Origin of the sequence: Bacteroides sp. Marseille-P8574 (genome assembly GCF_902825465.1) — a bacterium.
Classification (GTDB): Bacteria; Bacteroidota; Bacteroidia; order Bacteroidales; family Bacteroidaceae; genus Bacteroides; species Bacteroides uniformis.
On the sequence record NZ_CADEBE010000002.1, the window covers coordinates 1,306,504 to 1,330,430 of the forward strand.

Annotated in this window: 26 protein-coding genes; 4 read left to right on the forward strand and 22 right to left on the reverse strand. The window is 44.1% G+C overall.

All coding sequences use genetic code 11. The features are described from left to right. The first annotated feature begins 11 nt into the window (after positions 1–11). The 3 genes from HUX74_RS18080 (at position 12) to HUX74_RS18090 (ending at position 2,734) form a co-directional block, all read left to right on the forward strand. Positions 12–1,064 (forward strand): sensor histidine kinase, encoded by a 1,053-nt coding sequence (locus HUX74_RS18080; RefSeq protein ID WP_174647163.1) that lies wholly within the window; start codon positions 12–14, stop codon positions 1,062–1,064. After that, the gene (locus tag HUX74_RS18085) at positions 1,033–1,737 is read left to right on the forward strand and encodes a LytTR family DNA-binding domain-containing protein (protein WP_174647164.1); all 705 of its coding nucleotides are present in this window, start codon (positions 1,033–1,035) and stop codon (positions 1,735–1,737) included. The genes HUX74_RS18080 and HUX74_RS18085 overlap by 32 nt, the downstream gene beginning before the upstream one ends. A 376-nt stretch (positions 1,738–2,113) precedes the next feature. Next, the gene (locus HUX74_RS18090; RefSeq protein ID WP_174647165.1) at positions 2,114–2,734 is read left to right on the forward strand and encodes a hypothetical protein; all 621 of its coding nucleotides are present in this window, start codon (positions 2,114–2,116) and stop codon (positions 2,732–2,734) included. Between the two features lie 174 nt (positions 2,735–2,908). Here the strand turns inward: HUX74_RS18090 and HUX74_RS18095 are convergent, their stop codons facing one another. From HUX74_RS18095 to HUX74_RS18180, 19 genes are all read right to left on the reverse strand, one after another. Next, the gene (locus HUX74_RS18095) at positions 2,909–3,823 is read right to left on the reverse strand and encodes a YafY family protein (protein ID WP_174647166.1); all 915 of its coding nucleotides are present in this window, start codon (positions 3,821–3,823) and stop codon (positions 2,909–2,911) included. Positions 3,824–3,857: 34 nt separating this feature from the next. Beyond that, on the reverse strand, positions 3,858–4,505 hold the full coding sequence (locus HUX74_RS18100; protein ID WP_174647167.1) for a hypothetical protein: 648 nt from the start codon (positions 4,503–4,505) through the stop codon (positions 3,858–3,860). Then, positions 4,492–5,232: a hypothetical protein gene (locus HUX74_RS18105; RefSeq protein WP_174647168.1), complete on the reverse strand. Its 741-nt coding sequence runs from the start codon at positions 5,230–5,232 to the stop codon at positions 4,492–4,494. The genes HUX74_RS18100 and HUX74_RS18105 overlap by 14 nt, the downstream gene beginning before the upstream one ends. Positions 5,233–5,463: 231 nt before the next feature. Then, positions 5,464–5,562 carry a DIP1984 family protein gene (locus HUX74_RS20600; RefSeq protein WP_217451033.1) on the reverse strand — a complete coding sequence of 33 codons (99 nt, stop codon included), beginning with the start codon at positions 5,560–5,562 and terminating at the stop codon, positions 5,464–5,466. Next, positions 5,559–6,020, reverse strand: coding sequence for a hypothetical protein (locus tag HUX74_RS18110; RefSeq protein ID WP_174647169.1), 462 nt, complete (start codon positions 6,018–6,020; stop codon positions 5,559–5,561). The genes HUX74_RS20600 and HUX74_RS18110 overlap by 4 nt, the downstream gene beginning before the upstream one ends. Positions 6,021–6,031: 11 nt before the next feature. Continuing rightward, on the reverse strand, positions 6,032–6,700 hold the full coding sequence (locus tag HUX74_RS18115) for a hypothetical protein (protein WP_174647170.1): 669 nt from the start codon (positions 6,698–6,700) through the stop codon (positions 6,032–6,034). A 505-nt stretch (positions 6,701–7,205) separates the two neighbouring features. Beyond that, positions 7,206–8,441, reverse strand: a complete 1,236-nt coding sequence (locus HUX74_RS18120) for a hypothetical protein (protein WP_174647171.1) — start codon at positions 8,439–8,441, stop codon at positions 7,206–7,208. A 122-nt stretch (positions 8,442–8,563) separates the two neighbouring features. Continuing rightward, on the reverse strand, positions 8,564–8,734 hold the full coding sequence (locus HUX74_RS18125; protein WP_217451034.1) for a hypothetical protein: 171 nt from the start codon (positions 8,732–8,734) through the stop codon (positions 8,564–8,566). An 89-nt stretch (positions 8,735–8,823) separates the two neighbouring features. Then, positions 8,824–9,426: a hypothetical protein gene (locus tag HUX74_RS18130; protein ID WP_117867167.1), complete on the reverse strand. Its 603-nt coding sequence runs from the start codon at positions 9,424–9,426 to the stop codon at positions 8,824–8,826. A 617-nt stretch (positions 9,427–10,043) separates the two neighbouring features. Beyond that, on the reverse strand, positions 10,044–11,270 hold the full coding sequence (locus tag HUX74_RS18135; protein WP_174647352.1) for a site-specific integrase: 1,227 nt from the start codon (positions 11,268–11,270) through the stop codon (positions 10,044–10,046). Between the two features lie 1,155 nt (positions 11,271–12,425). After that, entirely contained in the window at positions 12,426–13,079 is a 654-nt protein-coding gene (locus HUX74_RS18140) for a recombinase family protein (protein ID WP_371808739.1), read from the reverse strand. Positions 13,080–13,314: 235 nt separating this feature from the next. Then, on the reverse strand, positions 13,315–13,548 hold the full coding sequence (locus HUX74_RS18145; RefSeq protein ID WP_117867170.1) for a hypothetical protein: 234 nt from the start codon (positions 13,546–13,548) through the stop codon (positions 13,315–13,317). Between the two features lie 4 nt (positions 13,549–13,552). Continuing rightward, positions 13,553–14,239 carry a recombinase family protein gene (locus HUX74_RS18150; RefSeq protein ID WP_174647172.1) on the reverse strand — a complete coding sequence of 229 codons (687 nt, stop codon included), beginning with the start codon at positions 14,237–14,239 and terminating at the stop codon, positions 13,553–13,555. A 173-nt stretch (positions 14,240–14,412) separates the two neighbouring features. Continuing rightward, the gene (locus HUX74_RS18155; RefSeq protein WP_117867172.1) at positions 14,413–14,766 is read right to left on the reverse strand and encodes a hypothetical protein; all 354 of its coding nucleotides are present in this window, start codon (positions 14,764–14,766) and stop codon (positions 14,413–14,415) included. Continuing rightward, entirely contained in the window at positions 14,751–15,758 is a 1,008-nt protein-coding gene (locus tag HUX74_RS18160) for a hypothetical protein (protein ID WP_254592891.1), read from the reverse strand. The genes HUX74_RS18155 and HUX74_RS18160 overlap by 16 nt, the downstream gene beginning before the upstream one ends. Then, positions 15,727–17,334: a hypothetical protein gene (locus tag HUX74_RS18165; RefSeq protein WP_174647173.1), complete on the reverse strand. Its 1,608-nt coding sequence runs from the start codon at positions 17,332–17,334 to the stop codon at positions 15,727–15,729. The genes HUX74_RS18160 and HUX74_RS18165 overlap by 32 nt, the downstream gene beginning before the upstream one ends. Before the next feature lie 104 nt (positions 17,335–17,438). Continuing rightward, a complete protein-coding gene (locus HUX74_RS18170) occupies positions 17,439–17,720 on the reverse strand; it encodes a hypothetical protein (RefSeq protein WP_174647174.1) in 282 nt (93 codons plus the stop codon). A gap of 276 nt (positions 17,721–17,996) precedes the next feature. Beyond that, on the reverse strand, positions 17,997–19,034 hold the full coding sequence (locus HUX74_RS18175; RefSeq protein ID WP_174647175.1) for a DUF3871 family protein: 1,038 nt from the start codon (positions 19,032–19,034) through the stop codon (positions 17,997–17,999). A gap of 187 nt (positions 19,035–19,221) precedes the next feature. Continuing rightward, positions 19,222–19,386 (reverse strand): hypothetical protein, encoded by a 165-nt coding sequence (locus HUX74_RS18180; protein WP_004292428.1) that lies wholly within the window; start codon positions 19,384–19,386, stop codon positions 19,222–19,224. A gap of 602 nt (positions 19,387–19,988) precedes the next feature. Between HUX74_RS18180 and menA the strand changes: the two genes are divergently transcribed. Continuing rightward, positions 19,989–20,900 (forward strand): 1,4-dihydroxy-2-naphthoate octaprenyltransferase, encoded by a 912-nt coding sequence (gene menA, locus HUX74_RS18185; RefSeq protein ID WP_174647176.1) that lies wholly within the window; start codon positions 19,989–19,991, stop codon positions 20,898–20,900. A 53-nt stretch (positions 20,901–20,953) separates the two neighbouring features. On the opposite strand, the gene rfbB is transcribed toward menA, so the two are convergent. From rfbB to HUX74_RS18200, 3 genes are all read right to left on the reverse strand, one after another. Then, positions 20,954–22,096 (reverse strand): dTDP-glucose 4,6-dehydratase, encoded by a 1,143-nt coding sequence (rfbB, locus tag HUX74_RS18190; RefSeq protein ID WP_174647177.1) that lies wholly within the window; start codon positions 22,094–22,096, stop codon positions 20,954–20,956. Positions 22,097–22,184: 88 nt separating this feature from the next. Continuing rightward, positions 22,185–23,057, reverse strand: a complete 873-nt coding sequence (rfbA, locus tag HUX74_RS18195) for a glucose-1-phosphate thymidylyltransferase RfbA (RefSeq protein WP_044467335.1) — start codon at positions 23,055–23,057, stop codon at positions 22,185–22,187. A gap of 364 nt (positions 23,058–23,421) precedes the next feature. Beyond that, positions 23,422–23,916: a metallophosphoesterase gene (locus HUX74_RS18200; protein ID WP_005827049.1), complete on the reverse strand. Its 495-nt coding sequence runs from the start codon at positions 23,914–23,916 to the stop codon at positions 23,422–23,424. Positions 23,917–23,927: the final 11 nt, after the last annotated feature.

The following is a 23,927-nucleotide window of genomic DNA, read 5'->3' on the forward strand; positions in this document are numbered from 1 at the left end:
AACAATTCCGAATGAAGCATTTCCTGCGTTGGATATCTCCTTTAATCCTAGGAGTAATCGAGTTCTATTTCCTGAGGCTGGCAACGGACCCTTCGCGGGGAACTGAATGGTGGCCTGACTTCAACAACCAGCTACATGCCCTATTATTGAGCATATTATTTTGTTATATAGTGGACTACTGCCTCCGGAACATCTTTCATAAATACATATTCAGAAAAGAAATATCCATAAGCAAAGAGTATTCGTACATAACGCTCGGACTGTTCACAACCATCAACATTGCCTTGTCAGCCACCTATGCATTAGGATTCATAGAATTGGGAAAACCGATAAGCGACTATATTCTAATTAATATTATCTATGTTCCTCTCAACCTCCTATACTATACAATCATCCGTAACAAGGAAATATCCGAATACTACCAGCGTCAGACCTTGCTGTTGGAAAAGCTCCGAAACGAGCAATTGGATACAGAACTCAAACTACTGAAATCACAATATCATCCGCATTTCCTTTTCAATGCGCTGAACACCATCTACTTCCAGATAGAAGACTCCAACATGCAGGCCAAGCACTCCATTGAGCTGCTTTCCGAACTGCTGCGCTACCAACTGTATGACATCAAGCAGAAGGTAACTGTAAAGCAGGAACTCGACTATCTGGAGGCATACATCCAATTCCAGCGATTACGGATGAGTGAACGACTTGTACTTACAGAGGAATACGACGAACACCTCCACACGCAGGAGATTCATCCTCTCCTATTCCAGCCTCTAGTAGAAAATGCCTTCAAATATGTCGGCGGAGCCTATTGGATTCACTTTTCCTTGAAAGCTATTGAAAATAAGCTTGTTTTTACAGCATGGAACTCTGTAGACCAACCGGCAATCGCCCACCGTAAAAAGAGCAGTGGCCTGGGAATTGAAAATATGAAGAAGCGCCTGCAGATTCTATATCCCGGCAGACACCTATTAAAGATATGTCCCGAAGAAAACACTTTCTTTGCAGAACTCACCATTGAACTGACACCCTATGAAAATAAAATGTGTGATAACCGACGATGAACCGATTGCACGCAAAGGATTGCGCGGTTACATTGAAAAAACAGATTTCCTGACTTTGGCAGGAGAATGCGAGAACGCCCTGCAACTGAACGAGCTGTTGCAAAAAGAACAGCCAGAGTTGCTGTTTATGGACATAGAAATGCCCTACATCAACGGCATTGATTTTCTAAGCGGTATCCGTAATCCGCCCAAAGTCATCATCACGTCAGCCTACGAGCAGTATGCATTGAAAGGATATGAGCTGAATGTAACCGATTATCTGCTCAAGCCCATTTCCTTCGACCGCTTTCTGAAAGCGGTGAACAGAGTGCATGAACTGCTACAGAAAGAGCAAGAATCCACTCCCGAGCCTTACCTCTTCGTAAAGACAGACAAACTGCTCAAGAAGGTGACCATCCAGGATATTCTGTTCATAGAAAGTATGGGCAACTACGTATTGATACATACTTCCTCTTCAAAGGAAATCACCTATTCTCCCCTAAAGAGTTTATTGGAATTCCTGCCTGGTAACCAGTTTATGCAAGTACACCGCTCCTACATTGTGCAGACAAGCAAAGTACAAGCCATAGAAGGGAATATGCTCATCATAGGGACACACAAGATACCGATAGCCCGCAACCTACGCGATGAGGTACTGAATGCCCTATTGAAGGACAAGTTGATATCCAGATAGCCTATAAGCGGTCGGCCAACCGGTACCGCCCCTTCTTCCAGGTCGTTTTCCGTACTGCATTACCTCCTGGATTCAAGCATGCTCACCAACTTCGTTCAGTCGGTCTTCGCCATAGGAACGGACAGCAGCAATCCCTCGACGGGCAGATACGTGAAGCAACTCAAGAGCAGGAACGGCAGGCACAATCCTTCCGGCAAGGCATCAGCCCGGCTTCAGGCGGTAGCGGGGAGCTTATCAGCGGTTTATTGGGACTGCTGGACCTCACCCCTTCATCCTGCACCGAGACTCCGGAGGAAGCCGAGTTCCGCCGGCTGATGCAACGGAAGAAGAAGAACAAGGGATTCAGAATTTAACAACAACCTAAAAAACAATCAAGATGAAAGAAAATACAGGAACCATCATCGCCATGCTGGAAGAGTTGCTGCCCCTCAGCAAGAGCCGGCAGGCATCACAAAGCGGCAGTACCAATGCCGCCAACATGGATATTGCTCCCATCAGGGCTTTAATCGAGAAAAGTAACAGGCAGAACCGCAAGTATACAGAGGCAAAACTGGCGAAGTTCGCCCAAACCCTTGTGAATAAACTGCATGCCATCAACAACCGGATAGGCTGTATCGCCTGGAGGGAGCAGCCCGATTTTGGGGAGATCAGACAACTGCTGGAAGAAACCGTCAAAAAGACGGGTGGAGCGGATGTCCGGCGCACCGTCAACGAGATCCGACACTCGTTCGCGCTTGAGAACAGATGGGACTGGGCGATCCTGACCAGCATCGTCCTTCTGACAGCCTTGTTAGGCTCAGCACTCTATTTTGAAAGAAGGCAGAATTACGACCGCATCGACAACGACCTGAAGTACCGCTACATCAGGATGAAGGGCGAGGTATCGCCCGAAAGCATCGCCGGACTGGAGAACCTCTTCGAGCTCAACCGGAACAACGGGAAGATCAACCGGATGCGTAAGGACGTGAAAACCTACGAGGAGGCGGTACGCAGGTAAGCCGCCCTCGCAAAACAGGCACGGCTCAAGGAGCAAGCGGCAAAAGAGCAGGAAAACAAAGTCCGGTCCATTAAAGATAAACCTACAGAATAAAATGCAAATAATCATTCAAATGCACCGGGTAATTTCCTCGGTGCATCTGGATGAGGAAATGACCATTAATTAATGGAGAGATTACGAATAATTTTTCAGCATTTCGTCAATTATTTCTTTACACTCTTGACGCACCCACTTCGGAGAAAGCACTTCTATTTCCGCACCATGCGAGAGCACTTCCTGAAAGAAATCATAAGTGGGATACAGGCGATAAGTAAAGATGGAATAATCCTTGTACTTCTCCACTTCTTCTTGCGAATGATGCAGGGGGAGCTTCCGCAAATACTGCCGTTTATGATTGTGATCGGTCACCTTGATGCGTATGGTTTCCACATCCAGTTCATCGGGTGTCACCATAATGCCGTAGCTGTCGTGGAAATAAGCAGCGGCATCAAAACTGTCGGGGAAATCGAAAGTCACATCCGTCATTTCCAGTTGCAGGATGCGGTCAAGGGCATAGATGAAGACGCAGTCCTTTTCCGGACTGCGGGCCACCATATACCAACGCTGTTTGAACACCTTGACGCAATAAGGCTCAGCTAAGAACGTGACCGAGTGGCTGTGGTGGAAACCCTGGTAGGTCAGCCTGAGGGTCTTGCTTTCCTGCATGGCCTCGATGATGTACATCAGCAACTCATTGCCCGACGGAATCTGCTCAAACAGAATTCTCCGCTTCAGCTTGCGGCTCTCCAAAATACTGTTGTTCACGGCAAACGAGCTGAGCAACCAGCTTTTCACCGTGTCTTTCTGCAGACCCTCGGCATCGCACAGTTTATATTTATACCCATCCGAAGCATCACATAGGATGTTGATGTCGAAAGTCTCCTCTATCGCATTCCGGTAGTCATCGAATGTACGCTTGGGCAGGGGCGTGCCTTCGTCATTCAGCACACTGCATTCCCACGCCTTCACCAAATCCTTGTAAGAGATACCTCCGGTAGTGTAGAGCTTATTCACTATCCAAAGGTACTTTTTAAATCTGTCTTTAGCCATAATTCTTATTAAGGAAACGAGTTTCTCTGCAAAGTTAATATTCCATCTGAATAGTCAGTTTAAAATGTTGGATTTTCTGTACATCCTGCCAAGCCACACCATATTTCTTTTTTAAGCATTCGAGTGTTTTGAAAGAAGATTCTTCCTTTTTACCAGGCTGTATCATCCTCGTTAAATTCTTCCGCCAGTCCGGTCTCGAGTCCTCTTCTTCCCGCACTTCCACAGAATTATACGACACTCCCCACGACCACAAGGTGCAATTTTCTGAGAACAGATAATCCCAAAGTTCCACCTCTTCCGTGTTATATGGTTCTCCTTCTTCGAGAGCGCGGTTATCAATTTCCAAATGATAAGCTATACGTTTGGCCGAGCGTAGCCCTTGTGCCTTCTTTTCCAGTTCACGTTGCTTCAAACGCTCCAGGCGCACTTCGCAATTTTCGATTTCATCCGATAGTTTTTGTTCCTGCATAGCCAGCAACTTCCGGTTCTCTTCTGTCATTTCATACTGCGCATCCAAGTAACGCTGGCGCTCAGTGCGATATTGACAGAGCAAATACCCCTTATCTCCGTCAGAAAGCCGCTTGTCCCACATCAAGGAAAGCAACATACGGTTTACGTCGTGCACGGTCGTTTCCACGCCGTCTATCACAACCTCATCCGGATAACCATTATATATTTTCATACACCATTTCCACATTAAGTCTAAACTGCTTTATCTTCAAAATATCCTGCATCGAAAATCCGCAAAAATCATACAGATTATGAAACGGGCGGACGAAACAGATATCCTTCACCTTCTCCCTGTCCGATTCTTCCCTGAAACTTATCCAACTATACCTGTCAACTTCCCCATTTTCGAGAAACCCATACAGTGCTTCTACAATCATCCGCTCTACATCACAGCTTACCGTAGTGAAAGTAGCATCAGATTCAGCAAGTAGCCTAAAAGAATCAAGCATCCAGTTGATGCCCCGAGAGCCTAACATGCCCCATAACATCTCGTCACACTCAGTGTCCAAGCCTGCCACACTTTCCTCTTCCGCACCATATTCATTATAAGGTATCAGCAGTTCTGCCCGTACTTCCAGATGATTATAGCCGTCCGGAGTCTGCCGCCGTACTTCCATTTCATCCAGAAAGATTTGATGCGCCAGATGCATCACTTCGGCGGTTTGTTTCTCAAAAAGCTTATTCATCTCGTTCATCCGCCGCACATTCTCCTCTGTAAAGACAAACTCCCTGTCCAGCTTCCATTTGCGCTCGTCTAGGTACATCTTCACCAGCTCCCTCTTAGCATCCTCGCTGAGATAGACATCATCGGCGATACGCATCAGCGTATCTTCCAGCTCTTTTACGGTCATTTGACCCAACATTTCGTAATCCGCAATATAGCCATCTTTGTACTTCATACTTTTTCATTTTTTAAGTTCTAACGTTCCACGTCCCTCCCTTGCTCTTTCTTGTCATAGCTGACATTCGGTAATGCGATATGCTCCGCCCATTCGGAATATGCAGTATGCGCTTATGCCCTTGCTGAATATGCACCATGCTCCAAAACGCCTCTGTCCAAATCATACTATGAATGAGTTCTCCTTCAGCCCAGTTCCTGATACAAATCGTTTAGGTCTTCGGCAGGCTCATCACCCTCCTGTACATTCGAACTGTCTTTCAGCCTCACTTTCGTTGGCTACTCTCTTCTGTAAATCAGCGCACAGACTGAGAGCTTCTGCAAGTTTCATAGTTCTGTTGTTTTAAGTTTACAATTACATTTCCCTCTGTTTTCAAGATAGCTATCCTTGTAATAAGTCACCTCCCACAAGATTCCGGCCAGCAATTCCTTCTCCGTCATCCTCAGCCTTCTCAAGCAATAGACAGGCATACTCATCAGCTCCGGCCACGAGTCACAGATTGCAACCGGTGAAAGTATTTCTCCGCTTCGGGTACGTATATGGCAGTTCATGTCTATCATCGGCGAACAATATTCCCATCGTTCCACCACCTGTACGGTGCGGTCTGTCGTTTCAGGAATCACTGCCTTCAACTGGACATAAGCATCCTGCATCAGCGGCAACAGAGCGTCCTTCTTACACAAGCATCCTAATTCCTCCTGTAGTTCGGAATATTCATAGCGGTCTATCAAATCCTTGATGGTACCGAATAGAATCAAGTTCCGAATACGCCCTTTCTTCTTTTTCATAACAGCAACTATTAATCATTCCACATATTAAACAAAGAATCAAACAAGGCTCCTCCATTCCGATCAATCAATCGAAGCAGATGCTTTTCCGATTTCTCACGCAGACAGGTATCTCCATAATTCACTTCCTTCAAAACGGATTGGTTACTCAACGCAATATGGGACAAAGAACCGCAAAGCCAGCAATTCAGTCGTTCCAGGCGATTGCACGAAGTCAGATCCAAAGAAACCAGTTTGGGGCAATAATGGCAATCCAGCATTCTGAGTTCCGTATTCTGCGACAAGTCGAGTGTAGCGAAGCTTCCTTCGTCACAAACCAGCCTTTCCAAATGCAGATTGCGGCTGACATCCAATTTCTCCAAATACGAAAACTCAAGAAACCGCAAGGAAGGGCAACTGCTACAATCAAAATCCAACACATTGACTTCGTGCATGGCATCCTGAAAGCCCCATAGGGCATCATCCTCTTCCGTTGAGATGCGAATCACGTAAGGCAATATAGGCTTGGGGTATTCATGGGTGACGTATATCCATTCGGAAGATCCCGTCACTTTGTGTAATTTTCCGTCTCCCCACTCCACAGTCGCCTTGCCCCCTTCTCGTATCAGAAGGCTGCATCCGCACCAATTGCCCATCGTCCAATCTTTCGTCCGGATATAAATAGAAATACTGCAACTCATAACTGTTTTTCTTTCGTTTGATGAGTACAAAGGTAGAGGGGAGGTGCGCGAAAAGAGTGCAGAGCTAAAATCAAAATTGCATAAAGTTTATCTCAAAGAACAACTTCATGCAATTTTGACTTTCAGAACTATTGCCACAAGAAATATTCTAGGCCTTCCGGCAACAAAACAACACTTACTACTATTAGCATAATTCTAACAATGGGTTCCTAAAAGCATAGAGAGAGGAATACCAAATGGACGATACAAGTAATACATAAAATCAGAAGCTTTTCTGCTATGACATAGGAAAAAGATCGATTCTATGAATACAATAACACCAGTCACGATAAACCATACTTGCAAAATCTACTTCCTTACTAATATATAGATGCCCTATAAATAACAATATCTCATAAATGATGATAATTGGCAACAACATTACTCCACCATATTGCTATAATCCAAGCCAAAAGAGTTTCCATTCCACATTTGAATAATAACTAATAATAATTTTTACTTAAGCTCATTGAGCCATTTTTTCCAAATCTCTACCTCTTGCTTCTGAAATGCCGAGCGACTTACGTAATCTATCTAATAACCGTCGTTCTCTATCAGAAATTCTACCATCCTTCAGAATATCTTTTAATTCTTCAAGATATTCCTGTTCTTCATCTGCAAGAGAAGGACTTAATGATTTTTCTAGCTCCAAAGCTCTTGTTACCGAAATGCCGAGCGATTTACGCAGTCTGTCTAGCAATCTGTGTTCTCTATCAGTAATCCCATTTTTCAGACATTCTCTCAATTCCTCCAAATACTCCTTTTCCGCATCAGAAGAGGAAGGAGTATCAGTGTTTTCTTTTAAAGAAACTGTATTTTCTTGTCCAACACCTTCTTTCAATTTGGCTACTATTTCGTTATACTGTTCCTTTAACAGATTTAAAGAATGAATATCTTCTTCATCATCACCCTCGTATAAATTTTCAGCTCGTTTTATGCAATATAAAGCATCTGAGATGTATTTATCCAACTCTTCAGGTTTTAACAAATTTCTCTCTGATGGAATCTTTATGAATGCAGCAAACAAGGTGTTATAGATACTGCCCCTTTTATAGAAATAGAACCAGTTTTTCACTTCTCCCATTTCATCATATAAATTTGATAATATAGAAAAAGCCTTTTCGCAGTCCGTTTTTTTAGAACCTGTATATAGGGCTTCTAAATCACAATATTTTTCTATTTCACCCAATGCTTTTTCCCATAAGCCCAGATATTTCTTTTGGTTGTTTACTTCGTTAAAATCTTCTTGCAAAGATACTGCAAGATCTTTCTGCTCGGTATTTTCTGCCAATTTGATACATTTCTTAATATCTTTACTTGACTGTATAATCAAGGGGACTTCATCTTCTTCGGACAAACCTAATTCTTCGGAATTATTCCACTGTTGAATTAAAGTGCAAGCTCGCAGATAATAATAGTTGAATTTTTTTTCATATCCATATTGCTCAAAATAAAAATCAAGCAACTCTACAGCTTCTTCATACTGATTATCATCTAAACATGCCTGATACTTAGCAAGAAAATCATCCCAAGCATTGTCTCCAGCATCACCTTCAAACTTTTTGTCAAGTTTTTCACTAAACATATTAATCACCTCGCCTCCTTTTTGAGTCAGCTTTGTGATATCCTCAATAGTACCTTCTACACCTCTTGCAGATACATAATCTTTGGCTAAATCGCCTAAAATTTTACTCCATCCCATATATTTTTATTTTAATAATTCCACATTCCATTAGTTTACAATGCCGGTGCATGCGCCCCCTTATTGCTTCCCTTCGGATGATAGGGACACGTGCCTCCCACCATCACTTGGATGGAAGGACACTACTTGCCACAATACTTACATGTGTACTTTGTCTTTTCGCTGCCCTCGTAAAGCTTGTGGCGACCTTTGTTGCTGCCATCTGGATGACGCGGGCAACTGCCTGAGACTAACAAGCGGACATTAGGGAACTTGTGTCCGCAATACTCGCAATAAAATTCTTCTTTTCCCATATCTTTTTCTGTTTTAGATTGAATACTCAATCCATTTAAAAGAATCAGTATCAGCAAACTGATTAATTTCAAATCCATATTGTTGTTTCTTATGGAATTCGGTTGAGAAATGTTTGTATCACTTCGTGCCAATAGCTTGGAACGAATGCTGCTGAAGGGTGTGTGATAGGTAGCACTTCCACGATTTGCCCATCGGAAGTTTCGTATGCCCATGTCTCCATGCTGTCACCATTCGGCAGAGCCAAATCAGGAAACTGGTATCCTCTGCGGGGCAGGTTGTTATAAAGCCGCTTGCCCCATGCGATGATGCAACCGGGACGATAAGTTTCGAGTACTTCAAAGAATGCCGTTTCTGATTGGGCAAATTCTTGTGTAGTGGGAGAGATGCGTGCTCCAGACATGGGTACTTGCACGTAGTTGTAGAACAGGACAGAATGCCACAGACGTTTTCGTTCATCGAAAGAAAGGAATTTTCCTGCCAAAGCATTAGCAAACTTCGTATAGGTATTCTTATAACCTTCGTGTTCGCTGTCTGCATCCATCAAATCGGTTATTATCCGATTGGTTATTTGTGGCACGGCCTCCTCGGAAGAAGCACAATAATGGCTTTCTCCCAACACCATCATCCGTTTCCCGTTCCATCCGGTATGATAGTGCTTGCCCACCCAAGGTGAAAAAATCACGTGTTTCATAATTGTTCTTGTAAAGATGACAATATTCAATGAGATTATCCTCTTTGTTTAAGGTTCATATCAGTTCGCGACAACAAACATTAACCTTTTAACCCACAACACATTTGAAAAACAAGAAAAACCGGAAAGGTAGAAATACGAATAAAAGAAAGGAGCACGTACCCACTCTTCCCTTATTCATCTGGTAGGGTTCTGGAAAAACCGCGGAGTCTAAATAAGTTAAAGTCAGTCCATGCCCCTTGTCGGGGTACAGAACATGCTTTGACTAAATCATTATAGGCTCCTAAATTCAAATTTTCCAGATTTAACCAGGTCTAATAATCCGTCAGTACAAGTTTTGCAATATGTTTAGAACTATTTCTGTTTCGTTATCGTACTTTTCTGTTTTACTATTCACAAAGAAAGACGAATTATTGGAAAACAGCAAATAAATTCCGCTATTTTGTATCATGGACTGTTTTTTAAACACAAAAATAGAAGAAAGGTACGCAAAAAAGCTGCACAGGTAGAAAGAAAATGCCACTTCAAAAGGAGACTTTGTAACTATAACATCCATACATTACCGCTTGGAATGCTTACACTGCCGCTTTTGCAGATAGTTATAATTGTTCTTTCCATCACATCGCTATTGAAATCTCATGGAACGACTGGTTAAGACGATCACCGAACACCGTCAGGTCCTTGTCGATTTTCTCGGTGGTGATCTTACAATATTTCTGCGTAGTGACTATGTTCGTGTGTCCCAGAACCCGGCTTACACTCTCGATCGGAACGCCCTTGCTCAAAGCCAGCGTAGCGAACCCATGGCGGCTTGAATGGAACGAGATGTTCTTGCTTATCCCACATTCCCTTATCATCTGTTTCAACGGCTTGCAGATTGACCAGTAGTTCAGATTGGGGAACACGAGCCCATTCTTCTGGAACCTCTCGTAACGCCGGATGACCTGCAAGGGGATATCCAGCAGCTTCACCTGGAAATTCACTTTCGTTTTGTGGCGTTTCGATAATATCCACTTCTCACCGTTCACTTCCGCAATGTCATCGGTGGTCAGTTCCTTTATATCCACGAAAGAGAGGGCGGTGAAACTGGCGAACACGAACAGATCGCGGATATAAGCCAGCTTCCTGTTTGCAAACTCGTGCGTCATAACCGTCTTGATCTCATCCTCGGTCAGGTATTCTCGTTCTTTGACGTTCTGGCTGACGCGGTACTGGGCAAACGGGGTTCTCGGTGTCAGCCCGTTGTAATGGGGCTTCGCCACGATTGTTTTCAGCCACATGCAGTTTGACCACACACTGGCGTTATGAAGTCCGGCATCAGTGGAAAGAAAAATCTCATACTCCTTGATGAAGTCGGGGGTAAGCTCAAGCATGGAAATGTCACTCTGCCTGTAGCATTTCTTTATGAACGCCGCCAGATGTTTTCTTGACCTTACCCGCACCCGATATGAACCTTCTGCCCGGTCTATACCGATACGCTTCTTGAAACTCTCATTGTCCTTGTCGAACGCACCGAGCAGTGTCTCGTATTCCGTATCGAGTCCCTGAAAGGCGTTGCGTGCCATTTCAGCAGTAACGAACGCTTCCCTGTCCGAAAGGCGTTGATAGTGCTTGATGATTTGTGCCTTGATGTTGTCAAGGGCGAGGTTGACATCCCGCGCTTCCTTGCTCTTTCCCTTTGCCCGGTTGCCTTTCGCGTCCCAAAGTCCTTTGGCAATAGTCCGCTTGCAACTGAACTGGGCTACAGAACCGTTGATTGTCACCCGTCCCATAATTGGGACAATACCGTTTTTCTCCTTGCTGCCGTTCACGTAGAACAGCACTTTGAATGTACTTCTCACGATCCAATTCGTTTCTGATACAAAATTAGTTATCAATAAGTTATACATCGCAACGCAAAATAAGGTAGGCTGTGGAAACAATCTCCAGCTCTCCATGAATTAATCCAGTTACCGGGTAATAATTTGAAAACCGTTCGCCCTCGTTACCTTTCATTTCCCTGCACTTTGGCATCGGCGAGGCTTTCATCGGATTTCCTTATAAGTCATTGAACATCAGTTACGCCATCATCAATTTTTCGTTTCTGATTGATTATTCCAGAGATAATATATATTCTTTTCCTTAGCTGACACAGTTCAAATTACGGCCTCGATGAGATAAGCAAATACCCGTCCTATCATCATTGACCAGACGGGAGATGAATTTAATATGCTATGCGTACGTTACATGTTGAGCGTAAAGTTAATGATTATTGTTTGAATTCCTGCTGTGTCCTGAAATAAATATGCCCCATCCATCACCGGACAGAGCATATCGACAGTAGTTCTATCTAAAAGTATGAATTTGTGTAGACACTACAAATATATCTTTTCCTATTATAATATCCCAACATACTGCCGCCGTACATTTTCCCCCACTGATATCTCTCCTTTGGCTACATAATAGAAAACGGAGTGATGGATATTCTAGTTGTCTGTGGGGGGATAAAAAACGGCGGCAATACATAATGTTTTATCGGTTTGTCCTTGAGAGTCATATGTATTATTTGTATTTTTGCCGATGGATTATGACCTTAATATTTATATATTTATTCTGAAGGAGCTTTCTGTCTGTAATAGGATGGGAAGCTCTTATTTCTATTTTGATTGGAAGATAACAAATGAAAAATTGTTACCCCCTATTTTTCGATGCACATGCTAATATATATAGAGAAGTAAAAAAAAGGGGGTGAAATAATAATTAAATGAGGATATAGAAGAGTAGACCGGCTTCGCAGTCTACCAAAGTGAGAAGAAGAAAAAATAGAACAAAACCAATCTTCTTCTCTCCACTCTGGCAGGATACGAAGTAGCCTCTCTTATTCAACCTCTCATCAACACCAGTCATAGCCCCTTCATCCAATTCCGGTACCTCTTTTCTCTTCGGGTCATTCCTTATTCACACAGACCGGAAAGAAGAAAAAAAGTAGAAGGGAAACCATACACAGCTTCCCTTCCGATTTATAATACATCTACAGCCCGAACTCCTTTTTCAATCTCCGGACCGTACTGACACTCACTCCCTTCAGTTCCGGCTATCATCTTCATTGAATAACCCTTGCCGAGTAACCTGAAAACACCGGCATATTGCTTACGTTTGTCTTCCTCCGGCTTTCTGTATCCCGTCTTTCTGCCTACCTTGCCTCCCTTGGCGATATACTGTGCTTTCCCCGATTGCAGACGGAAGCTGATATTCTCTCTCTCCATCGCAGCCACAGTTCCAAGGATAGCGATGAAGATGGTAAGGAAGGGATGCTCTTTACCCGTGGAGTCGAATATGCTGAGGTTCTCTTTCTGGAAATGGACGTTCAGCCTCTTCTCCTTACACAGCATCACATTCTTAAGCACCTCATCAACATTTCTGCCCAGTCTTGAGAGTTCGCTGATGAGTAGTGTCCCTATACCCTCGGAGAAACAGTATTCAAGGCACTCTGTAAGAACCGCTCTCTCTGAATTTTTCTTCGCGCCTGATATTTTCTCCTCGTATATTTTCTCGATTCTCATATTTCTCGATTTTACCAGCACTTCTAGATCCGATACCTGACGCTCCGTGGATTGTCGCTCGGTGGTGGAACTTACTCTGGCATAAATCACCGCTCTATTGTTATTTTCCATGTCAATTAATACTTTGAATTAAATGAATGACGGTTCATGGTGGGGTACGGTCATTTTTCCTTAGTTAAAAGAATTATTTGACCACCCTTCCCAAATGACCATAAAACAATGAACGGGTGACTCTTTCCAAAACTTTTCGTTTCTGGAATTCCTGATTTCCCAGAGATACATACTTACAGTCAAAGAAATAAAAAAAAGAAACCAAGCATTACCCCGGTTTCTCTTCCTTATTTGGCTATAACAGATTGGGTTCTGTCTCTTCCCCGTTCTGATAGCAATGGATGTCCAGATTTTCTGTAACCATCCATTGACAACTATTAAGTCTGAATCCGTATTTCTCCTCGATGGTTAAGAGAAAATCTTCAAAGTCCTCATATTCCTCTGATTCTCTCAGCTCTTCGTCCGTCAGCTTTATGATATTCAGGCAGCCGACAAAAAAGTCTAGAATCAATACATACTTGGGTTCCATAATTTCAATCCTCTTTTAAGTTATACCTTTTAATCAGTTTATATACAGTTGATTTGGAGAAGCAGCATCCTTGGGAAGTAACGAATCCCTCCCTGTTCAGAATATCAGCCATCTCCTTTAGTGTATGGTTCTCCCTGATTAATGTACGGAGCATTGCGACAGCTCTCGTATTATTAGGGTTATTGTCCGCTTTCCGCTTACAAGTCCTGATACTGTTTTGGATAGCCTGTTCATGTCTCTTCATCAAGTGTTCCGGATTGCCAAGTCTGAATCCTCTTGCTTTCTTGGCCTGCAATGATGCTTTCGTCCTGGCTGCTATCAATTCAGCTTCGTATTGAGATATTGCGGACAGGATATGCAGCATCATCTTGTTTGCTTGTGGGAAATCGCAAAATACTATATCCACATCACTTTCTAACAGGTTGGACAGAAATGAAACCGACCTTGCCAGTCTATCCAGTTTTGCTACAATCAACGTTGCTCCATCTTTTCTACATAGGGTCAACGCTTCCTTAAGTTTGGGTCTGTCCTTTTTCCGGCCCGATTCAATTTCGATATATTCAGCAACCGGAGTTTTTCCACAGAGGTATTTCTGTATTATCTCCCTCTGTGCGTCAAGTCCCAGTCCTGAGTATCCTTGTTTTTGTGTGCTTACCCGAAGATAAGCCACATATTGGTTTTCATTCTTCATCGTCTTTTTTTTAATAGTTTTAACAGTGGTTCCACAAGTTAGATGTTCGTCTAATCTATGGAACCATTCACGTTGGTTCATAAAAAAGGCTTTCCATGAGATTTCGAGTTCTTATAAAATCTACTCCCTCACAGAAAGCCCGTTATCACATTTCCCGATTTCTCAGAGAACCGCTAATACCTTATAATATTATATGTTTCAGCAATCCTCTTTTCATAATCGTCGGTTTTCTCTACAAGTTCATCCACCTCAGAAACAAGCATATCAAAGTAGATGTCTTCTCTCTTATCCCTGATTTCTCCATCTTCACCAATCAGATAAGCTTCAAATAAATCCAAGCCTTCATTCAATACAATCTGAACTTTTCCAGTATGCTTGAATCCGTTGACCTTGAATTCAATACCACACTTTATCACTTTCACCGTCTCAATCTCAACTCCCCAGGACATAAGGACGGGGAGATCGGATTTCAGGATTGACCAGATATACCTGGCCAGTTCCAAATCGTAATTCATGTCTCTTTCCATACTTCCAAAGTTTTTAAGTCCATACTTTTTTCTTCATATATATCTTCTTCATATATATCTTCTTCTTCATCACACCAGAACATCCGATAGTCATTACATATCCTTCGATAATCCTCCAGCCCGAAATGAGGAAAATTGGTGGAATACATGTCATAAAGGTCTTCAGGGGTTAATGTCGGGTCATGGTTCAGCATATCGTAAACCTCGTCCTCAAACTCATAGGGGCTGAAATATGAATCATCCTGAACATGGGGATAGACACCGGTACAGTCCTCTATGATATGCCCTATAAACATCAGGCATTTCAGCAGGTCTTTCTTCATTGTTATCTCCTCGTCAGAATGGGCATTGTAGTAACCGCATGAGACATTGATGCAGGAGACCCCAAGTCCGTTTTCTTTCAATGCCAGAACATCGGTCATCAAGCCGCTTTCTTCCTTATAGTTCCATTTCTCAGGTTCTATCGCTTCAATGAACTCGTCTGAACACAACCCGGAATATCCGATACTTGTAATCAGATCCGAATTACCTTTCCGGTCAGGCTGGATAACGAACCTTACGTCATCGAAGAAGGACATCACCACTTCAGAACTTCCCCTGCATCCGGTCTCCTCCTCTCTGAAAAACACTACTTTAATAGAATCATACTTCTTCAGGCATTCAAGGCAGATGAACACTCCGTTCTTGTCATCGGCTCCCAGATTCTCAAACCTCCTGTTCTTTGGCGAATAACCGAATATGATTTCCCTGGTCTCCACCGCCTTGAAATCCTTTGAGTGGTTGCAGTGTGAAACCTGGTCGATATGGCTCACCAGGCAGGGATAAGTTTCAGCTTTACCCTTTACTACATACAGGTTCCCGAATTCATCCTTTGACACGGATATGTTTCCGGGAAGTTGTCTTATGTAGGAACAGAGGAACTTCACCATCTTCTGTTCCTTTCCGCTGGGGCTGTAGATACTATACAGCTTCTTCAATAATTGTATATTCATGATTCATTTCTTTTTTTAGTTTATAACCATACGGGAGATTGGTACTCGGATTTACCTTGTCAAATACATCCTCACCGAACTCCCATACATCTTCATTCTCAATCAATCCATCCAAAGTGTCTATACCAATGGATTTCTCTTCATATACTCCTTCCGAGTCATTCCAAATATTGATCCGGGTTATATCATCAAGGTTCTCATACCATGCTTCATCATACTCGGAATAATACCAGTTCTTCCGCTTGAATTCATCTTCCGCTTTCTCCATACACTCCTTGCAGCAATAATGCTCTTCTGTCACCTCGGAGTATTCCGCATTATCTTTCAGCAGGTTCTCTCCACAATTGTCACAGCATACACAATCGTTCTCATGGTGATACTCCCGTTTTGATTCTATCCATACAAAATCATCCAGGTTGTCTGAATCCACCCAGATTTCTATTCCATTCCGATAACAGAGCCTTGTATCATCGCAATAGTATTGGTGGTAAGCATCCCATTCCCCATCATCTTCATCATCATCCCCGTAAAGATTAAGGTCTGTTGTATCAAGGTTGTATGAGGTCCCGGAGTTCTCGTAGTTATAGGCCTTGTTCTGATTATAACTATACCATTTGAAAGAATCCTGATAGGAAAGCGTGTCTTCCAGTTCCAGTTCACAATCTATTTCAAATTTTCTGTCAGACAACGAGTTGCCACAAACATCCACAAATGCGTTCGCCTCATGACAGGAAGCACCGATCACCTTGTAGCCGTCAATATAATCTTCCTGAATAAGTTTATCCACAAGCAGGCGTTTCAATACATCATCACCTTCCGAGGAATACTGCCTTTCAAGCAGCCTCCATTTCTTGCCGTCCTGATCCGTAACATCGGTAAAAAGAATGGCTCTGGCTACAATCAGCCCCGTCTTGTCTATTATGTATGCAGCCTTGGCTTTTACCGAATCATGATAGAACGAAGTCCTGTTCTCATCCACCATGCATGAACCGAAACTCCCTTTACAATAGTTACTGTCATAGATTCTCCCAAAATCATTGTTGACATGAAGTTCCATATCAGGTGATTTCCCATGAGTATAAGTACACCATTGCTGAGTGAAAACATCTCCTGCAATCCAGTTTACGACACAGGGAGAAATAAGTTTCCCTATCCCTGTTTCAAGTATAAGCTCCCTCATGAACTTTCCGGCCCTCATCTTGAAGACTCGGTTACGTTCAATGTTGACATAGCGGACTGAACTTTTATCCAGATCCTCACATACACCCTTGCTTTCGTCAGTCTGATATCGGGAGGAATAATATGTCTTGCCTATCAGTTCCACCCTATAAGGCAGCTTTTCATCATTCTCTCCTGATTTCAAGACGGCTTCAACCACTCTTTTCTGTAGGTCAGCCATATCATATATATGCAGCAGAGTATAGTCGTTATGTTCCCTGCAATATCTGAGCAATGCAGGATTTTTCAGGTGGCTCAGCAATATCTTGTTCTTTCTTACCGCCACACCATTGTCTCTCTTCTCAAGTCCGAAACGGGCCTTGAATTCTTCATAACCGTAAAAATTATAGTATAACATAGTCTTCTGAATTTTAAATTGTCGGTAAATAAAAAAGGAGGGATACTTCCTTTTGATCGGAAATACCCCTCCTCGGAATATTATCTCGGTATGTCTCAACCGTCTTAGATAAATGGTATCGTCTCGTCCTCCAAGACTCCGGATTCCACAATCTTCTTACATATCTCATGGGAAGCCTTGTTCCTCAGGTCATATCCGTAACCTTCGCTTCCCATGACTCTTATTACTTCAACCATACTTCTGAATAAGGTCTGTTGTAGGGTCCTGTGGAATGTGGTAACTGCAATAGCGAACCTTTTCTCATTCCACCCATAGTCGTTCAGGGCATGTTCAAGTTCTTTTGCAGCCTTGAATTCCCTGCTGTTTTCCAATTCATATCTTTCCATAATATTCATTATTGTTTATATATTATTCCTATTGCAATGATTTAGAATAAGCACCTTTCTTACATTCATCTATACGTGACTGACATTCCTCCATTACTTCCTTTAGAATCTCAGCACATCTTTTATCAGAACAGCCTTGCAGCAATCTGTCTATGTATGTCATAATATCATTCACTTCCATATCATATATCTGTCAAAGGGTTCAACAAAAAAGGGAGAAGGACCATATTTGTTATTTCAGCTCTTTCTCCCTTGTGAGCTAATTATTTTTCAGGTCTAGCTCAAAAACCACTCATAATTCTCAGTATCTTCACCATTCAAGGCTCTCTGGATACCTACAGAAAAATCAGTGCAGTTCTGATTTCTCTCCAGGAACTTGTCTATGTAGGATTGCTTTGCGGCATCATTGAGTAGCTGCATCAAATCCCAACAAGTAATATTCTCTCTGCCACGTAACCCGAAATTAGGGTTTTCTATATAGCCTTTCGTAGCCGCATTGACATTGGAATCACCCAGAATTACCTTCGGCAGTTCTCTGAGTTGTGAAGCAGGCAAGGCTTGATACAATCTGAGCCTGCCTATTATCTGACAGAACTGTTCTTGTGAAATCTTGGTTCTTCCCAGGTTTTCAAGAAGTCTCAAATTTTGCTCCGGTTTGAAATCTTGAAATAGTCTGAGTGCTGAACTATAAATATCTGCATCACTCATTACTTCCAGTCGTCCGGTCAAGCCATCGTTGGTCAGCATCAGATTTGAACACACACGAACCCTCCACCCGATAAAGATCTTGAATTTCTCGGGGGATTTTCGGGCGTATAAGTTTTCCTCGTTCAGGCTTCTTACACCTCCAATACATAAATGTACTTCCTCGCCGTTCATCATTCTGCTCATGGAACGGATATGAAAACAGAAGGCCATTCTCTGGTAGTAGATGGTCTCGTCCTCCGGTTTAAGTTCCTCCTTCCTCTTGGTCAATGCACTTGGCACTCTGCCCAGGATTTTATGTGATACTCTGATTTCTGTGTTTCCAAAGTTCTCTCCGGTAAAATATACTCTCGCAGCATCTTCTACCTGGTGGATAAATTTCTGGTGGCTGATTGTTAGCTGGTTGTCTCCGAAGCTGGGTACAATACAGTTCCTTTCAAGTTCTTCAAGTGTTATTCCCGAAGTGTTGCTCTCAATAAAATTAGGATGCTCTTTCTGTTCTTCTTCAGATACGATTACAGCATCTTCGATATTAACTGCATCCATCATTCTTGTTACCATTCCGATTGTTCTTGGAATGACAGTAAGTTCATTAGTCATTGTTTCCATACTCTTGTTATTTTTTTAGTCGGTTAATAAAATGCGGTGAAAAAACAAAAAGCCAAGAGGTGTCATTTCTTTGCTTTTATGAATATACCTCTTAGCTTCTTTATTCCTTTGAGTATTGAAGTTGCTACCTCCAATACGGTTATTATCACGTCCGCTTTCTTGTCATAATCCATTCACAGACGTTCTATCAGTTTTCAGTCGCAGCATCAACGGCCTTGACTTCACCCGTGGCAATCTTCTTTTTTCCGAATTTGCCACTATACTTTTCTGCAAGCTCGATTACTACGGAACCTGCCACGATAATCTCGGCCACATAAGCTGCGACCTTCAATCCTTTAATTAAATTTCCCATGTCTCTTAGTTGTTTTAAATTGTTAGTTATTATTTCTCTTATATACTTTTCTCATATATAAGGCTTTGAGGGGAAATAAAGGAAGGGGGAGAAGAAAAAAGATAGACCGGTCTTTCGACTGGTTGTGACAGTTGAACCGTTGTAAACAGCTCCTCGCATTTACTTGGCCTATCATGCGGCATACATTCTTTCGTGGGGAACTTTATGTCTTGTCCACATACTGGAATTGCTACGCATCATCGAATCTCCATCTTATCCATCGTCTGAAAATAAGCGTGACCCGGTAATTGTTTTTATCATTAATGCTTGAAGCTCGCACCTTATTTCAATGGTGCTTAATAATGCTCCAAGTTTTTTCTCATATATAAGGATTTGAGGGCTTTGGAAATGGAGAGAAATAATACCCTGCCAAGTTCAAAAAATGGCAGGGTAAAATGTCTTTAGATAAAAAAGAATCCCTATCTTTGTGGTGTTCTACTTAAAGCATATAAGTACGAAAAAAGAGAAATTTAGTTCTTAAATTCCTGATTTTCAGTATATGAATCAAAAATAGGGATTTTCAGTATTTTTGCTGGCAGATGCCGAACTAAATTGGAACTACGATGAACGAGATTAAACAGAATTCACCCTACGCATGGTTTCTCGCCGCCCGCCCCAAGACGTTGACGGGAGCCATCATCCCGGTATTGCTGGGCAGTGCCCTTGCCTTCAGCGACGGACAGTTCAAGACCGCACCCGCCCTGCTGTGCGCCCTCTTTGCCTGCGGCATGCAGATTGCCGCCAACTTTATCAACGACCTCTTCGACTTCCAGAAAGGGACCGACCGTCGGGAAGACCGGCTGGGGCCGCAGCGCGCCTGCGCCGAAGGTTGGATTACGCCGGCAGCCATGAAAACCGGCATCGGCATCGCACTGACACTGTCGTGCCTGGCAGGGCTGGCAGTGCTGTTCACCGTCTGGGGGCAGCTGCCCCACGGAGGCTGGGAACTGGTGGTGCTGGGCGTGGTGTGCATACTGTTTGCTTTCCTCTATACCACGCTGCTCTCCTATCGGGGCTGGGGCGACGTACTGGTGCTGGTGTTCTTCGGCTTCGTGCCCGTATGCGGCACCTACTACGTGCAGGCCTATACGCTGAATATGGATGTGGTGGTGCTGTCGCTCGTCAGTGGCCTCGCCATAGACACCTTGCTGATGGTGAACAACTATCGCGACCGCGAGCAGGACGTAGTGAGCGGCAAGTGTACGCTGGTGGTGCGCTACGGCAAGAAATTCGGTGAGAATATGTATCTGGCACTGGGCATCGCCGCCGTGCTGCTCTGCTTCTGGTTTGTCTACACGGGCAAGCTGACTCCGCTGGAATTTATCTGGGCTCCCTGCGTCTACCTCTACATGCACGCGCTGACGTGGCGCAAGATGGTACAGATAGGCAGCGGTAAAAAGCTGAACAGCATACTGGGCGAGACGTCGCGCAATATGCTGTTCTTAGGATTGCTGTTAGCGGTGGCGCTGAATTGAGGGTTTAGGGGTTAAGGATTAGCGGTTAGACCCTAATCCTTAATCCCTAAACCTTACCCCCTATCTCTATACATCTGTTCGTAATACTTCTGATAGTCACCGCTGGTCACTTCTTCCACCCACGGCTGGTTGTTCAGGTACCATTCAATGGTCTTGACGATGCCGACCTCGAACTTCGTCTCCGGATACCAGCCCAGGGCATTGGTAATCTTTGTGGGGTCGATGGCATAACGCTGGTCGTGACCTAGGCGGTCTTTGACGAAGGTGATGAGGCCTTCGTTTATCCAGCTGATGTCAATCGTACCGTCGGCGGCCTTTACTTGTTTCTTCAGCACTGCGCGGTAACGGGGTTCTTCCTCCATCAAGCGGCGGACGGTGGCAATAGTCAGCTTCACGATTTCAAGATTGGTCTTTTCGTTGTGACCGCCTACGTTGTAAACTTCACCTTCCACACCCTCGCGGACAACCAGGTCGATAGCTTTGCAGTGGTCTTCCACGTAGAGCCAGTCACGCACGTTACTGCCGTCGCCATAGACGGGGAGGTTCTTGCCTTCGAGAATATTCTTGATGATAAGCGGAATCAGCTTTTCGGGGAAGTGATAAGGACCGTAGTTGTTGGAACAGCGGGTGATAGTGACGGGCATCTTATAGGTGTCGTGATAGGCCATCACTACCATATCGGCACTCGTCTTGCTGGCGCTGTAAGGGCTGTGCGGGCAGAGCGGGGTTTGCTCTGTGAAGTAGCCTTCGGCACCAAGTGAGCCGTAAACTTCGTCGGTAGACACCTGATGGTAACGGACGCCTTTGCGCCAAGTGGGATAACCGGACTCGTCCTTACCCGTGACCCAGGCACGGCGGGCGGCATCGAGCAGGTTTTGTGTACCCAGGATGTTGGTCATCAAGAAAAGCTGGGGATTCTCTATGCTACGGTCTACGTGGCTCTCGGCAGCAAAATTCACTACGTAATCGAATTTATACTTGGCAAACAGTTCGTCGGCAAGCACGCGGTCGCAGATGTCACCTTTTACAAAAAAGCAACGTTCATCGTCAATGTCATTGGCAATGGTGCCCAAATTGCCTGCGTAGGTCAAGGCATCCAGTATCACCACTTTAATATCATTATGTTTTGCCAAGATATATTTAATATAGTTGGCGCCGATAAAGCCGGCAGCACCGGTTACGAGATAAGTCTTCATGAGAATTAAAAATTATAAATTAAAAAATTAAAGTCAGCGGGCCTTTATAGGAGAACTATTCTCCTTCTCTTTTTGGGGAACAAAGAGTTCATCGCTTCGATTCAGCCAGTTCCATCAGGTATTTGCCATATTCGGTCTTGCCAAGCTGTTCACCCAAGCGATACAGGCGGTCTACATCTATCCAGCCCTTGCGCCAGGCAATCTCTTCGATACAGCTCACGCGGAAGCCTTGACGGTTCTGGATGGTGGCGACAAAATTGCTGGCTTCCAGCAGGCTGTCGCAGTTGCCGGTGTCGAGCCAGGCAAAACCGCGACCGAAAAGCTCCACTTTCAGCGTGCCCTCGTCCAGATAGAGACGGTTGAGGTCGGTAATTTCGTATTCGCCGCGGGCAGAGGGCTTCAAGGAGGCAGCTTTCTCTGTCACGGTGGAGTCGTAGAAGTACAGTCCGGGGACGGCATAGTTGCTTTTAGGGTTGGCAGGCTTTTCTTCCAGCGAGACGGCTTTGCCGTTGGCATCAAACTCCACTACACCGTAGGCACGGGGGTCCTTGACGTAATAACCGAAGATGCAGGCACCCTTGTCTATGGAAGCGGCACGCTTCAGCATGGCGGAGAAGCCTTGACCGTAGAACATGTTGTCGCCCAGGATGAGGCAGCCCGGTCCGCCGTCCAAGAACTCTGCACCCAGCACAAAGGCTTGTGCCAATCCGTTGGGATTCTCTTGTATCTTATAGGAAAAGGACATGCCGAGTTCTTCGCCGGTTCCCAGCAGTTCGCGGAACATGGGTAAGTCACGTGGAGTAGAGATAATAAGCACTTCGCGAATTCCCGCCAACATCAGTGTAGAGAGCGGGTAGTATATCATCGGCTTGTCGTAGACGGGCATTATCTGCTTGGAGATAGCCTTGGACAACGGATAGAGACGAGTGGCACTGCCACCTGCAAGAATAATTCCTTTCATATTTCAGTTCTTTTTCGGTGATACTTCAAAATGGAGAATAAAATAAGAAGGAGGACGATGCCCCACGGCTCTACTTGCTATTCGGGCACAAAGATAATGGAAAAATTCGATTAAGTGAAGGCTTGGTTTCATCTTTTTACTTCATTGCTTTGCTTACTCCGGTACATTGTTTTGCTTACTTCAGTGCGTAACGGCCGTCACCCCTTGATGAAACGGTCTTTACCTCAGCGTGTAACGACCTTTACCAAATAGTGTAACGGCCTTTACCCAATAGCGTAACGACCTTTACATTAGCATGTAACGGCTTTTACACTATAGCGTAAACAATCGGTAAATACAATCCATTGTAAATAAACAAACTACATCATCGGTCAGCAAGTTCTATCACCTCCAAATCTTTAAACGTTCCCCCATCAACCGCAAAGCGTACCATCGTACGCACCTTATGGAAACCTTGAATGCCCGCAGCGCCCGGATTGATGTGGAGTACATCCAACGTCTTGTCATACTTCACCTTCAGTATATGCGAGTGCCCGCTGATGAACAGCTTTGGGGGACGCACCAGAATGCTGCCCTTGATGGAAGGGTCGTAGTTGCCGGGATAACCGCCGATATGTTTCATCAGCACCTCTGCCCCATCCACCGTAAAACGGAGAATCTGCGGATAGAGCTGCCGTATCTCCTGCCCGTCAATATTGCCATACACGGCACGGAAGGGACGGAAAGCCGCCAGCTTCTGTGCCACTTCCAGCGAACCGATGTCACCGGCATGCCATATTTCGTCACAGCCCTCAAAATATTGCAGGTACTTTTCATCCCAGTAGCCATGCGTATCCGATAATAAACCAACTTTTGTCATCTTTCCTTTGT